Origin of the sequence: uncultured Gimesia sp., assembly GCF_937910335.1 — a bacterium.
Taxonomy (GTDB): Bacteria; Planctomycetota; Planctomycetia; order Planctomycetales; family Planctomycetaceae; genus Gimesia.
Map to the genome: position 1 here is coordinate 1 of NZ_CALEMX010000474.1, position 14,086 is coordinate 14,086.

At 45.7% G+C, this 14,086-nt stretch carries 11 protein-coding genes and 1 tRNA gene; 6 read left to right on the top strand and 6 right to left on the bottom strand.

Translation table 11 applies throughout. The annotated features are described in order from the left end of the window. The 5 genes from Q0668_RS19085 to ribF form a co-directional block, all read right to left on the bottom strand. A partial coding sequence (locus tag Q0668_RS19085) for a hypothetical protein (protein ID WP_298867549.1) occupies positions 1-383 on the bottom strand: 383 nt, incomplete at its 3' end. Between the two features lie 312 nt (positions 384-695). Beyond that, positions 696-2,351, bottom strand: a complete 1,656-nt coding sequence (locus Q0668_RS19090) for a S41 family peptidase (protein WP_298867551.1) — start codon at positions 2,349-2,351, stop codon at positions 696-698. Between the two features lie 70 nt (positions 2,352-2,421). After that, entirely contained in the window at positions 2,422-5,487 is a 3,066-nt protein-coding gene (locus Q0668_RS19095; RefSeq protein WP_298867553.1) for a PVC-type heme-binding CxxCH protein, read from the bottom strand. A 128-nt stretch (positions 5,488-5,615) separates the two neighbouring features. Continuing rightward, positions 5,616-6,614 carry a bifunctional oligoribonuclease/PAP phosphatase NrnA gene (locus tag Q0668_RS19100; RefSeq protein WP_298867555.1) on the bottom strand — a complete coding sequence of 333 codons (999 nt, stop codon included), beginning with the start codon at positions 6,612-6,614 and terminating at the stop codon, positions 5,616-5,618. A 76-nt stretch (positions 6,615-6,690) separates the two neighbouring features. Then, a complete protein-coding gene (gene ribF, locus Q0668_RS19105) occupies positions 6,691-7,623 on the bottom strand; it encodes a riboflavin biosynthesis protein RibF (protein WP_298867557.1) in 933 nt (310 codons plus the stop codon). 271 nt (positions 7,624-7,894) lie between these two features. Between ribF and Q0668_RS19110 the strand changes: the two genes are divergently transcribed. From Q0668_RS19110 to Q0668_RS19135, 6 genes are all read left to right on the top strand, one after another. Next, positions 7,895-9,391 carry a Gfo/Idh/MocA family oxidoreductase gene (locus Q0668_RS19110; protein WP_366918962.1) on the top strand — a complete coding sequence of 499 codons (1,497 nt, stop codon included), beginning with the start codon at positions 7,895-7,897 and terminating at the stop codon, positions 9,389-9,391. A 112-nt stretch (positions 9,392-9,503) separates the two neighbouring features. Further along, the gene (locus tag Q0668_RS19115; RefSeq protein ID WP_298867561.1) at positions 9,504-10,499 is read left to right on the top strand and encodes a DUF6807 family protein; all 996 of its coding nucleotides are present in this window, start codon (positions 9,504-9,506) and stop codon (positions 10,497-10,499) included. A gap of 8 nt (positions 10,500-10,507) precedes the next feature. After that, positions 10,508-10,897, top strand: coding sequence for a CoA-binding protein (locus Q0668_RS19120; protein WP_298867564.1), 390 nt, complete (start codon positions 10,508-10,510; stop codon positions 10,895-10,897). Positions 10,898-11,008: 111 nt separating this feature from the next. Next, positions 11,009-11,533 carry a UvrB/UvrC motif-containing protein gene (locus Q0668_RS19125; RefSeq protein WP_298867566.1) on the top strand — a complete coding sequence of 175 codons (525 nt, stop codon included), beginning with the start codon at positions 11,009-11,011 and terminating at the stop codon, positions 11,531-11,533. Between the two features lie 140 nt (positions 11,534-11,673). After that, positions 11,674-11,755, top strand: a tRNA-Leu gene (locus Q0668_RS19130). 213 nt (positions 11,756-11,968) lie between these two features. Further along, the gene (locus Q0668_RS19135) at positions 11,969-13,252 is read left to right on the top strand and encodes a site-specific integrase (RefSeq protein WP_298867568.1); all 1,284 of its coding nucleotides are present in this window, start codon (positions 11,969-11,971) and stop codon (positions 13,250-13,252) included. Here Q0668_RS19135 and Q0668_RS19140 read toward each other — a convergent pair. Next, entirely contained in the window at positions 13,241-13,990 is a 750-nt protein-coding gene (locus Q0668_RS19140; RefSeq protein WP_298867570.1) for a helix-turn-helix domain-containing protein, read from the bottom strand. The two genes, Q0668_RS19135 and Q0668_RS19140, sit on opposite strands and share 12 nt — an antisense overlap. Positions 13,991-14,086: the final 96 nt, after the last annotated feature.

The following is a 14,086-nucleotide window of genomic DNA, read 5'->3' on the forward strand; positions in this document are numbered from 1 at the left end:
AACACTGAAGATCTCACTACTATAAAAGTCCCTCTGTTTTGAAAATCTTCACCTGTAAAATCGCCATCAGTTCTCAATGTCTCGTAACTTATCGACACACTTCGGCGCGCGTTTAACGCACTTTGGCACGCGTTTGGCAGATTTTGGTCACCATTTGCTACGCTTCGAACAAAATTTAGATTGACACCCTCACGCCCTTCGGCAAAATGATTCACAGTCAAAGTACCGACACTTTGGGTAAGCCCGAATAAAATTCGGGCCGAGCGCAGCGAGCAGGAATCTGACAGAGAAACAAAACAATCCATCATTAACAAAACCCTAAGCGGCTCGGCCCTAGCCGCCGTTAGAAAGTAACCATCAGAAACACACAGCAACAAAATCATAAAGCACCAACTCATAGTTAAAGTAGGGTAGGAACCATCTAAAAGAATAGGAGCGGAACCCCTATGTCCGCCCGACAGAACGTTGCGTGCCTTTCGTGTTTTTCGTGGTAGAAAAACAGTCTAAAACAGGAACGACCTTACCATCCATGAACAGAAATTCTATCCGATGTCACTCAGACAACAGACATGAAAATCCACCACTGGTGACCAAAGCAATGCAAATAGAATTGTGGTCTGCTGTTAAAAAACCGAAAATGTAAACAGCCACATCGATCCTGTATGCATGGTTCAATGGTGCTCGTAGGCGAGATACTACGGACGTGGAATGAGTGCCTCTTTGGAACGATCATTCTGTTCCTTGCTATTTTTTCGCAACCGTTTGAGAGCAGTATCGAGCACGGGATCCTGTTTTTTCATGAATTCATTACGGGAAGCCTTCACTTCGATATCAGGCTGAATCCCCACACCTTCAAAGGCTTTTCCGTTTGAATCGAGGGCAATCCAACGGGGTAGATTGATGACGATGCCCGCACCTGCGTTGATCTGCCTTGGATTACCACTGGAACCCGCTGTCCGATCGCCCATGGTTGTTACATTAGGACATTGTCCGAGCATCAGCACAAACGCCTCAGCCGAACTCATCGTTCTCTCTCCCTGCAGAACAACAACAGGGCCACGGTAATACCAGTTCCCGTTTGGCGAAAACGTCCGCTTCTGCCTGGCGCCTAAATCAGTATGCTTCGGTCCGTTTCGATACTGATGCATGGCATAAACCACGGGATGGTCGACAAAGTATTCTGCCATCTTTCTCCCCAGGGGTTCCGATCCGCCACCATTGCGACGCACGTCAAGTATCAGACCTCGTGTCTCTTTCATTTGTTTCAGAACGGTCTCAAAGTCCTTTGGAAGTGAATCGTTCACCAGGTTGTCAACGGCGATGTAACCGATATCGTCGTTCGTTCGCCCCCATCTCAGTCCCTTCTCGACACTCAGTGGACCAATGAGCTGCGCAGCTGCAGCAGGGTTTTCATTAAAAAATCGATTCCGCTGATAGCCTGCAACATAGTTGCCATCCACTTTGACGTAAACGTGCAGATCTTTTAAGTGGTTTAGCATTTCGCTGATCATTTGCGCCAGCTCACGATTGTTTTTTACTTTTGCAACCTGAGGTCGATACTTCTCGCGTAAGCTCTGCCAGTCAACGTCTGGCTTGATCTGGAACATGGCATATTCGCGGTCGAATGCGTTCCAGACGGTATCAAAGATCTCTAATCCACGACTTTGATTTAATAGGGCCGGGATGGGGAGTGTCCGCTGACGAAACGCATCGACATACTTCACTGTATTTTTCTGAGAATCGACGACATAGAATCGTCGTGAACCTTCTTTGGTTTCCAGATCAACAGTGATCGACTCACTGAGTGGGACGACCGGCTTGCCATTTTTGTGCCAACTGGATCGCATCTTAAAATTTGCCAATACTTTTGCGCGTTGAACAAAAGCCGCATCTCCTTGTTTCTCAACTGTGTCTGTTGGAAATAATTCACCTACACGTGCCGGATGAAAACGTAACCAGACGCTCGTCACATGCTCACCTTTACCGTCACCTGCCAATTTGATTTCGCCCGGTTGATCTGGAAAGAGGACGGCCCAAAGCACGTTCGTGCCTGTACGGCCAAAAACAACGTGCGAAGGTCCCAGATTGATTTCGAATTCCTCTGCCAGTTTGTACTGGAACGTCTTGAGACTCCAGACATCCGTGTTACCAACAGTCCAGTCGTACGCGCGGAATTGCTTCGAATAGTCCAAATTGGCAACGTATTTTTTACCAAGATCTTCGGCACCAGCCGTCGATGCCATCGCACTCAGCACGAATACCAAAGCCACTGCGGACTGCAGGTATTGCAACTTGAAAACCTCAAAGAGCCAGGGCCTCACTAAGCGAAGACTCACAGATTTTGTCACCACGCGATCACCTCCTCGTAATAGAATATTGAAATTCGTTGTCAAATATTCTTTACAGCATCCGCTTCACTCCTCAATCGCCAGAAGTTTTTTGGGCCTTTGCTCCCGCGGGTAACCTGACTTGCGAATGACCGGCGAGATAGGCGATCAGATCAGCGAGTTGCTGTTCGCTCAAGGAATCCAACTGTCCTTCCGGCATCAGTGATAACTTTGAAGGTTTCATTTCTTCCACCTGACGCCGATCCAGAACAACCAGCTCAGTCTGCGTCTGTAATGTTACCTGCTGATCGGTCTGCCTGACAATCGTGCCATTCAAGACGCGGCCATCTTCAAGAGCCACTACAACCATCTCGTATCCTTTGGGAATTAAAGCAGAAGGATCGACCATGTTTTCCAGAAGATAATCCATATTGGCCCGATTGGAACCGGTCAGATCCGGACCAATTTTTCCACCGCTTCCAAACAGGCGATGACATTTCGCACAGGTTTTCTCATACAGAACACGTCCGTTCGTACGATCAGTCTGCTGCAGACGTTTTGTCGTCAGCAATGTTTTATATCCTTCGATCTGTGCCCGTTTCTTTTCGGGAGTTTGGCGCGCTAATCCCCAAACCTGATTTAGTTTCTTTTCAATTTGTGGATCTTGAAAATTTCGTAATTGACGTACGTGGTAAGCGGAAACATCTTGTTGAGGCACCTGTTTTTGATCCATGGCATTCAACAGCAGGAGTACATACTCCTTACGACTACAAACAGTATCCATCAACGTCAGGCGGGCTTCACTTTTCATAGAGCGATAGCGTGCGAGCATGCTTTTCATAGTTTGCGGATCGTTAAATCGCGCTAATCCACGTAATGCCAGCGCCTGAGTTTCCGTAATCCTGATGAGTTCACGAATTGCAGGAAGTAACTCTTCACTCTGTGAACTGTTCAGCAATGTTTCCAATGCCTGATAACGACTGTCAATGGGTCGTTTGGAATCCATGGCCATTTTCATGAGTACATCCATTGTCTGTCCATCACCAAAAATGATTGACAATTGTGTGACTAACGGTTTTAACTCTTTGCTATTCGACTGCGCGACTTTCTCTTTTAACATATTCCAGTTTCCGGGAGATTCTGCTTTCAAACGCCCCTGTAGCGCCGACTGAATTCCGGTTAAGAGATCTTGCTGGACACGCCGATCATTTGTATCGATGACCTGCTGAACCACTTTGGCAACATACTCAGGATGTTGATCGATTTCTTCGGTCAGACGCCTGGAAACCAATTGGCGAATCAAAGGTCTGGTCGATCCTTTCAAGAACTCCAGAGCGGAATCACGCTCTTCGATCAACGCAGGCTGAATCCCATACCAGAGCATGAGCGCATAGTTACGTTCATCCGCATCTGCATGATTCTGATCAAGGGCAGCAGCAATCTTCCAGCAATCCGAGGCAGGCAAAGATTGCAAAGCCGACGCGAGATAGAGTCGAACTAATCCTGAAGCATCCTGCCGAGCCAGTTGCGCAAATCGCTTAACCGCCTGAGAAGGAGTCTTCCGATCATCAACCAGAAAACGAATTGCCCAAATCCGAACATGTTCACTCGGATCATCCAGTTGTTCAACCAACCAGGAATCATTGAGTTGATTCATGCAATATAAGGCCCATAACGCACGTAGCCTTTGCGGAACTAATTTCGCTGTATGATAAATTTCGAGCAGCTCAGTTTTTGTCTGATCTGAAATTTTTCCCGTTGCAGCACGTTCCGTTAGAATGCGGCGGGCATGTCTGACATACCAGTCATTCGCATGAAGTTGCAGCTTGACTAACTCACTATCTGAAAACTGATTCAAATCCTGTTGTTTTGGTGGAGAGACATTTCCATACGTAATTTTATAAATGCGACCACTGGTGCGATGCACGCCATCGTTATCATGACATTCTCCCAAATCTGCCCAGTCGGTGAGATAGACGCCTCCATCCGGTCCATATTTTAATTCGGTTCCTCGAAACCAATCCGATCCGGTTAAAAGAAAGTCTGGACGATGTGTGCCTACATAACCAGATCCCTTGCGTTCAAGTGCATCATTGTTGACACGATGCCCATGCGTATTACACAGGAAAATTGAATTTCGATATTTCGCAGGCCAATTATCTCCCAGATAGATCATACCACCACAATGACTATGTCCGCCCCCGAGCTTTCCATGTATGCCGGAAGTATCACGTGAATCGGACCATTTTCCTGATGAACTGTCCCAATGATCGTGGTCGGCACACTTCGTCATCAATTCATACACATAAGGATTCGGATCGCTGCCATGCCCCTGCATGCGTATAAAATGGGAGCCGGGAATCATATGCCATAAATGACCATTCACGTTATTTGTGAAAAACATCTGACCGTGGTCATCATAATCAAATCCCCAGGGATTGGTGGTACCAGAACTGACAACTTCAAACGTTTTGCGAACCGGATGATAGCGCCAGATCCCACAATGCACGATTGTCCTTTGTGATGGTTCCGTTTCGGGGCGTCCGACCAATGAAGTATCAGTCACCCCATGGCGACCATATAACCAGCCATCCGGGCCCCAGGTGAGACCACTGACAATATTGTGTCTGACCGTCTTATAATTCCAACCTTCCAGCAAAACCTGTGGTTTTCCATCAGGGATGTCATCATGATTGCGATCTTCGATGTAGCGTAACTCCCCGCGACACAAAACCCAAACTCCATTCGAACCCACGGTAAGTCCGGTTAACGGTCCCGGTCCCTGCCAGAATATTTTCCGGCGATCCATTTTTCCGTCGTTGTCGGAATCTTCCAGGATGACGATGCGATCTTGAAACTGTTCTTCGTAGACTCCGTGGCCCTCATAGGTAAAACATTCTGCCACCCAAAGACGGCCTCTGTCATCGATTTCAAACCCAATCGGCTGATGCACATCGGGCTCGCTGGCGAAGAGTGAGACTCTGAATCCTTCAGGAACCGTCATATTCTTCACAGTTTGTTCAGCAGAAGTAGCAATGTCTTTTGGATCTTGTGTATTTTTGATGGGAATGTCTTCAGCGAAAAGGCTGGAATGAAGACAGACCAGAAACAGTGATGTCAAAATGCAGACGAAGAACCGCCGTTGGTAGTGGGAGCGCATCGATTACCCTTTGTAGTTTGAATGAATACACTATCTTAGAAGAATACCATTTATGCTATAGTAGACTGAGAGCAAGAGCAATCAAAGCCCGACACAGTGCACCAATAATATTGCAGAAATGCAGCGTTCTATTCTTCTTCCACGTCTAACATTTCGCGGAATTTGCTGAGTACTTTCGTAACGGCTGAAGAGAGGGGGCCATTTAACATTGCCCCTGAAGCCTGACGGTGTCCGCCACCTCCAAATGATTCGGCGACTTTGGAAACATCCCATGCGGTACGACTTCGAAAACTGATTTTCACCTGCCGACTGCGCTGCTCGACTGCAATAAAAGCCGCCTGTGTTCCTGCCAGCGTCAAACAGTAGTTGACGAGCCCTTCCGTATCGAGTGGCGTCGTTCCAGTGGCAGTGAGATCTTCGTTACTGACAACCGTATAAGCTAACAGACCGTCGAAATCGGTATGCACTTGTCCGAGCACGCGACCCATCAGTTTTAATTGTGATAAGCTGTTCTGCTCATACAGCAGTTCATAAATCTGATGTGGTTCTGCGCCGGCTTCCATTAACTTGCTGATAATCTGCATGGTATAACTGGTCGTTGCAGGAAAACGAAACCAGCCGGTATCGGTCGCTATGGCGGCATAAATTAAAGTCGCAATTTCCGCGGTCACTGTGCAATTGAGTGCCAGCCCTAAATCATAAATCAGACATCCCGTCGCCGGCGATGAAATGTCTTTGAATTCTTCGGCCCCTAATGAATCAGAGCTGACGTGGTGATCGATAACGACTTTCTTTGATGTTGTCTTACGATAGAAATTCGCCAGTCCCGGTAATTGTGACCAGGCACTCGTATCAAGGATGATATGCACTTCAGCCCATTCAAAATCTTTCGTAGTAACTCCATCTCCCACGTAACGGACTTCATGCTCCTGAACGAGAAAAGCAAGGCTCTTAGGATGCGCAGAAGGATTAATAATGCGTACTTCTTTCCCCATTGATTTGAGAAAACAAGCCAGTGCCAACTCAGAACCGAGCGCATCTGCATCAGGTCGAACATGACAGGAAAGTAAAAATTTCTGATGGACCTTAATCAACTCACAAAGCGGGGTCCAGTTAATGTTGCTCATTCATGTTTCCTGCGCTGCGTGTTTTTACAATTTCGAGTGACCGGTTCCACTTTGTCATGAAGACCATCTTAGGGAGTTAATAGGTGGCGTTCCATTGATCGGCCTGCTTTTTTGCTGATTCAACATCAATCGCCAATTGCAATTTCAGAGCGTCTGCATCAAAAAAGGTCTGAGTTCCGCGCAGCTTCTCTAGAAATTCCACCTGCAAGTTTTGATCATAAATGTCACCTGAAAATCCAATCAAATGCACTTCGACCTTACTTTCTGAATTCTTGAATGTGGGATTGGCCCCAATATGAATCGCTGCAGGATAGCGTTTTCCCCCTACTGTACCAAAACCAGAGTAAACACCTTCTGCAGGCAGCAGTGTTAATATTTCAGTCAGGTTCGCTGTCGGAAATCCCAAAACTCTTCCCCGTTCCACACCATGCTCGACTATCCCATTAATCTGGTAGAGTCGGCCCAGCATATTCGCTGCAAGATCGAGGGCTCCCGATTGAACAGAATTCCGAACTTCCGAAGAAGAAATCATCCGTCCATCACACAGGCCAGGCTCAACCACTTTAAAAAACATCCCAGCACGATCGCATAATGTTTGCAGAAGGGTCACATTGCCTGCACGGTTTTTACCGAAAAAGAAGTTGGGCCCTTCCACCAGTCCCCTGGCGCGTAACTGATCGCATAAGATCTGTTGAAAGAATGCTTCCGCACTTAAATTAAGTAAGGCACGGTCTGTTGGGTAAGCGACCACGCAATCGACTCCCAAATCCTCCAGAGCAGCCGCTCTCTCCTCGATCAGCATTAATTCCGGAGGAGCATGCTCAGGGCGCAGTAAATGAATCGGATGCGGTTCAAATGTGAAAACAACAGCAGGTAGTTTTTCAGATCGGGCCTGGTGAACCAATGTTTGAATCATCAGTTGGTGTCCCAGATGAACGCCATCAAAGTTACCAATTGAGACGATGCCTCCCAGGCAAGCATCGAAACCATCTAATCCACGTATTAACACAACTTAACCCAACAATTATTTGTCTTTATTAAGAAAATCTTACTGCCCGTCGCCCGTTACTGAGGGTACCATTCGAATCGTCAACAATTCAGAAAATGTAGAGTGATAAGTACCATCTGGTCCTCATTATTGCTACTATTATGCATAGGAAGAGTAAAATCCTCTCCTGCCCCCAACTGCACCCGAGAGTGCTCACCATCGATCATGAATGCATTTGGTATTACCCCATCTTGTCACAGACACACTTTATTATATCACCGGAGATAACGAAATGGATCAAAGCCCCATCAATCGAAGAGATTTCCTGAAAACATCGGGAACCACAGCCGTTGCCGCCAGCGCCATCGCCGGACTGGCGACTGCACCCGCATCAGGAGCCGCCAACAGTAACGAAGCCATTCGAATTGGATTTATCGGACCTGGTGGTCGTGGATTTGGCGCACACGTTAAAAATCTGGTCAAATTAAAGAAGGATGGGATGAATATTGAATTGGTCGCTGTGGCCGATGTCTATTCTGAACACCGTGATCGGACCGCTAACTACATCAAAAAAGAGCTGGGTAACGACGTAACCGCTTATGTCGATTATCGTGATATGCTTGAAAAAGAGAAACTGGATGCAGTCAGCATTGGTACCCCTGACCATTGGCACGCCAAGCAGACGATTGACGCTATGAATGGCGGCCTGCACGTCTATTGCGAAAAACCAATGACCAAAAATGTGGAAGAAGCTCTGGCCGTGGTCGAGACCTGGAAAAAGACAGGCCAGATCATGCAGGTCGGTGTGCAGTCCACAAGCCTCCCCGTCTGGGATGACGTTCGGGCGCGCCTGCAGGACGGCCAGCTTGGTAAAGTACTGCAGTTCCAGACCGAATATTATCGCAACTCCGCAATGGGACAATGGCGGTATTACGCTCTGAAAAAAGAAATGAATCCGAAAAACATCGACTGGAAACTCTGGTTGGGTGTCGAAGAGGGATTGGCAGAACACCAACCATTCGACCGTGCTGTTTACGCTCAATGGCGTCGTTTCTGGCCTTTCGGATCGGGCATGTATACCGACCTGTTTGTCCACAGAACGACTGCGATGTTGAAAGCAACCGGACTTCGATACCCCGGTCGCGTAGTCGGTGCAGGGGGGCTGTATCTGGAATACGATGGTCGCGATGTACCCGATGTCGCCACCGTTGCCGCTGACTTCAATGAAGGAGTTCAGGGACTGATCAACGCCACCATGTGCAACCAGGAAACGCGCATTCAGCAGGTGATCCGTGGCCATAATGGTTCGTTTGTCTTTGGAAACGGCGAAGGTTTTGACGGGTATGATTTTATCCCCGAACGACCTCAGGTCACTCGCGACAGTTCGTTGAAGAAACAACGGATCAGCGTTGATCAAGTCAAAGATACAACCTATGCTCACTTCAAAAACTGGATCGAAGCGATGCAGACCAATGATCAGAGTAAGTGTAATAACCCTCCAGATCTTGGTGCTGCAGCAATTGCCATTGTGAACCTTGGTTCAAGCAGTTACCGAGAAGGAAAAGTATTCCACTTCGATACGGATTCACTGAAAGTTTCCAATGGCGACGCAAGTTGGGCCAAAAAATGGGAAGCTATGTCGAAAGCACGACAAAAGCCGAAACATATTCCCGGTTGGAAAGCCGGCGATAAAGGCAGCCTGCTCGAAGAGCCTGCTTACATGGCACTGGCCGGTCCCTGGACCGATGGAAAACCACCGAAAAATGAGCCGAACCCCAGTGCCGGTTAAGTACGATTTTTGTTTTTTCATTCCCGCGTTCCTGACTGGGACGCGGGAATTTTTCACAAATATGAACCCAACTTATTCCAACTTTTCACCATAACGTCATCTGGATCTCATCATGAAACGTTTTACCATATTTTCATCTGTTTTCTGTACTCTGCTGACGATCTCTCTGTTCCTTCCTACTGTCAATGCAGGTCAAAAATCAGGGTTTACCTGGAAAGATCAGCCAGAGAAAAAAGTCGCCGATCTTTACTACAATGGAAACCCCGTTCTACAGTATGTCTATCCCTATGACGATAAGTCAGCCGACAGTTTTCACGATACCTACAAAGTATTTCACCACGTTTATGGACCTGCCAGTAAAGCGATCATTACCAAAGGTCCCGGTGGAAAATACACCCATCATCGTGGGCTTTATGTCGGCTGGAATAAAACAAAATTCGAAGGAAAACAACTCGATTTCTGGCATTGTAAGAGCGGCGCTCACCTGCGTCATGCGAAAATGATTGAGATGAAAGGTGACGCAGATTCCGGAACGATGACTTCTGAAATTCACTGGAACGACGCTAAGGGTAAACCCGTCATTCAAGAAACCCGCAAAGTCACCGTCAGGCCCATTAAAGTTGTCACTTCCAAAGATCCCGCCTGGCAAATTGACTGGCAAACGACACTGAACAGCAAACGGGGCGAAATCAAACTCGATGGCGACCGTCAGCATGCCGGCTTCCAATACCGTGCCGCACAAGCCGTTGCAGAATCAAACAACGCTACTTATGTTCGCCCAGAGGGCTTCCCTCAACAGCCTGCACCGTTTCAGGTTTCTGACAAAACCGATCCCAACGGGCATATCAATCTTGGCTGGTTTGCCATGACATACGAAATCGATGGTAAACGCTACAATGTCGAATACTTTGAAGACCCCGCTGTTCCTAAACCATCACGATATTCCGAGCGCCCTTATGGCCGTTTTGGTGCGTTTTTTGATACGAAGTTTGATGAAAGTAAACCTCTGAAAATGAAATACCGTATCATCGTCAGTGAAGGAAAAACCCCCACTCAGAAAGAAGTTCAGAAACGCTATGATCAGTTTGTGGCTTCTCTGAAAAAGTAGGATTCAACATGAGCAAACCAACTGTTGCCATCATTGGAGCCAGTGCGGACCGGCAGAAATATGGGAACAAATCAGTCCGCGCTCATCTAAAACAGGGATACGAAGTTTTCCCCATACATCCCCGAGAGTCATCAATCGAAGGCTTAACCGCTTATCCCAGTCTGGAAGAAGTTCCGGACAGACAACTAGATCGGATTAGCGTTTATGTTCCCCCCGAAGTGGGGATCACGCTGCTGGAACAAATTCAAAATCGAAAGGCCAATGAAGTCTGGTTGAATCCGGGCAGTGAAAGTCCGGAATTACTCAAACGCGCCAGTGAACTCGGGCTGAATGTAATCCAGGCTTGCAGTATCATCGCCATCGGAGAAACGCCGTCAGAATTCCCCGAATCACTCTAATTCAGATTCGAGATTGAGCCGCACCACTGGTTTGTATAGAATAGGTACAGACTTTTCTAATTCCTGAACCGGAATTCCTACATTAAACTGGGACTTGATAAAGCGTTTACTATGAAAAAATGCAAAGTCTGTAACAAACCGGCCGTGTATCACCTGACTGAAATCCAAAGCGGTCAGGCACAGGCGCTCCACTTCTGCGAAGAACATTTTCAGGATTACATCAGCGGTCAGGCTCCCCAGGATGAATGGGAGCCACAAGACGAAGCCTCGCTGATTGAAATGAATTCACAGGATTTGGAGCTCGACGAAGAACTGGAATGCCCCAATTGTGGAATCACATTTCAGGAATTTCGCAGTGAAGGGCGACTGGGTTGTCCCCACGATTATATTGCCTTCCGTGAACCGCTCGTTCAACTGCTGGAAAATATCCACGGCGAATGTGAGCATATCGGTAAATTTCCCAAACGGGCTCCCACTTCGAGCCAGCAGCAATACAACTTGATCAAGCTACGCAGAGAACTGACAGCCGCTGTCGCTGAAGAAAATTACGAAGCCGCCGCATCACTCCGCGATCAGATTTCCAAACTGGAACACGAAGAGCAAAAAAAAATGGAATCCGATAGCTCTGCAGAATAAATGCTGCAGACGGCTATCAACCGAGATTCTCAAACACGAAAAATATCTCATAAACCATCTGAAACTCCAAGTTTTTTCTCTCCATCGATTTGTATCGGCTACTGGAAATCGTTAGTATTCCAGCAGAACAAAAATTCCCCGGGGATGTGGTGGAATTGGCAGACACGCTAGATTTAGGATCTAGTGCCGCAAGGCGTGCAGGTTCAAGTCCTGTCATCCCCAAATCATTACAACAAAACGACTTACAATTCACTTTGTAAGTCGTTTTTTTGTTTCCAGCCTACCACCAAAGCACCAAAGGTAACAAATAAATAACAACAGTCTTTTAACCATGATTTAGAAACAGTATTATTTAATAGCTGAACGAACTGATTAAGGCACTCACATACAGAAATTTTAACGCTACTTATCGGTTACTTTTACGGATTTTGATCTATGGCAAGCATCCACCAGAAAGCAAATGGGACTTATCACGTCGTATTTAGATTTCCTGTCAATGGAAAACCCAAACAGTTCAATCGATCTTTAAAGACTGATTCAAAGAAAGCTGCTTTGGGTAAAAGCGGATTGATCCAAGAAACGATTGATTTGATCGCATCAGGAAGAATCGCTTTTACTGAAGGAATGACAGAAAAAGAGGTTGGCGACTTTATTCTTTCAGGTGGAAAACACACAGCCAAACCGACCGCAATCAAATCTGTAAAACTGGAAACTCTATGGGACGATTACACACAAAATTATACTGTTGGGAAAGAGGCATCCTCTGTAAGTACAGAAAAGACCCACAAAAACAATTTAGTTCATTTTATGGGAAATGTTACGGTTCAATCAGTCACAACTGATAAGCTTCAACAGTATATCAAAGACAGAATGAAACCATCAAAGAAATTCAAGAGAAATTCAGCAGCACCAAAAACCATAGGTAAAGAAATTCAAACCTTTAATTATTTGTGGGGCGTAGCTCAAAAAATCGGCTATATTTCTAAAGAAAAAGACTCACCAACAAAAGGTGTAACTCTTCCAAAAGGAAAAGGTAATAAACCTTTTGCAACTAGGGAACAAATAGAATCAATTGTTAAACATTTGACTGATGAAAAAGAAATCAAAGAAGAATGGAGTCGTTTGTTTTTGAGAGAATCAGAACTTGAAGAGCTTCTTAAATATGTAAAAGAAAACGCAAGACATAAATTTATTTATCCTGCTTTTTGTTTCGCAATTTATACGGGTGCTAGACGTTCTGAAATCATGAGAAGTGAAAAATCTGATTTTGATTTTGAAAACAACAGGGTGCAAATCAGACAAAAAAAAGAAGACAGAAAAAAAAGCATGAGCTACAGACAGGTTCGCATTCATTCTAATCTTGCCGAAACCATGAAAGTCTATTTTGATAACGATCATGTAGGAGGAAAATACACTATTGCTTCCCTTCCAGATCCTGAACTTCTTAAACAAAGAGTTGTAGCAATAAAAGCAAAGCCTTTGACAGAAAATCAAATGAGACACTACTTTGAACGAGTATTAGAAAATTCTAAATGGGATGTTCTTAAAGGCTGGCATATTTTCAGACATTCCTTCTGTTCAAATTTAGCCAGCAGAGGAAAGCCTGAAGCAGTCATTGCCTCCTGCATGGGACACAAACCCAATAGCGAAGTAACAGAACTGTATAGACATCTTTTTCCCGAAGATATGAACGATGCTATAGATGATTTATTTAGCTGAAGGAATTTTCCCCATACTCATTAGCCTATTAACTTCAGCTTCTGAAATTCTCCAGTCTTTACCACCCTCATCTTTTTCAGCATTAATTCTTCCAACTCTGCAAGCTTGCATTATCGTATCGGGTTCTCGCTTTAGAAGCCTGCCTACTTCTCTTGTTGTGAACCATTTTTTTTCTACTTTCAAATCCTTTTCAAGCTTATTTTGATTTACGGTCAGTAGAATTTCTTCAAGCTTCGATTCCAAAGACTTCATTCTATCATCAGAAGCAGGCTCTTCTGCCTTAGCGATGGCTAAAGGTTCAATTACAGGAACTTCTTCACCTGTAAATATTTTGTCAATTACAAGCTCTGAGTAAAGCTCTTTACCATCTAAAACCATAGGTGAAATACCACTACCAGAGAGCAGACCACCTACGGCATCTTCAGAGACACCCCAAAACTCAGCAAGCTCTTCCTTGGTGTAAAGTCTCCCCAATCCTTTGACACCTGATTGTTTTGCAAACTCCAAAGTTTCTCCCTGCAAAACAACATAGTTTTCATCGACCTCTTTGCCATTTACCAATGGGATGGCCTGATCAGAAATGCTAAATCCATCTCTAAAAGTATTCGTGATGTCTTGTACTTTTTGCCCTGCAATATTGGCGTATTGGATATGAGCACCATGCATGATACAACATTGCCCCACAGCAGCTTCTGCTTCAGCCAATACTTTTTCTACATCTGGTAATTCTCCTAACATCGCATACCTTTCATTAAATTAAGTTCAGTACGTACCTTTATCGCTAATGAAATGTTCTAAAAGTACACAAATTCATTACCTATGAGGGGGGGGGAG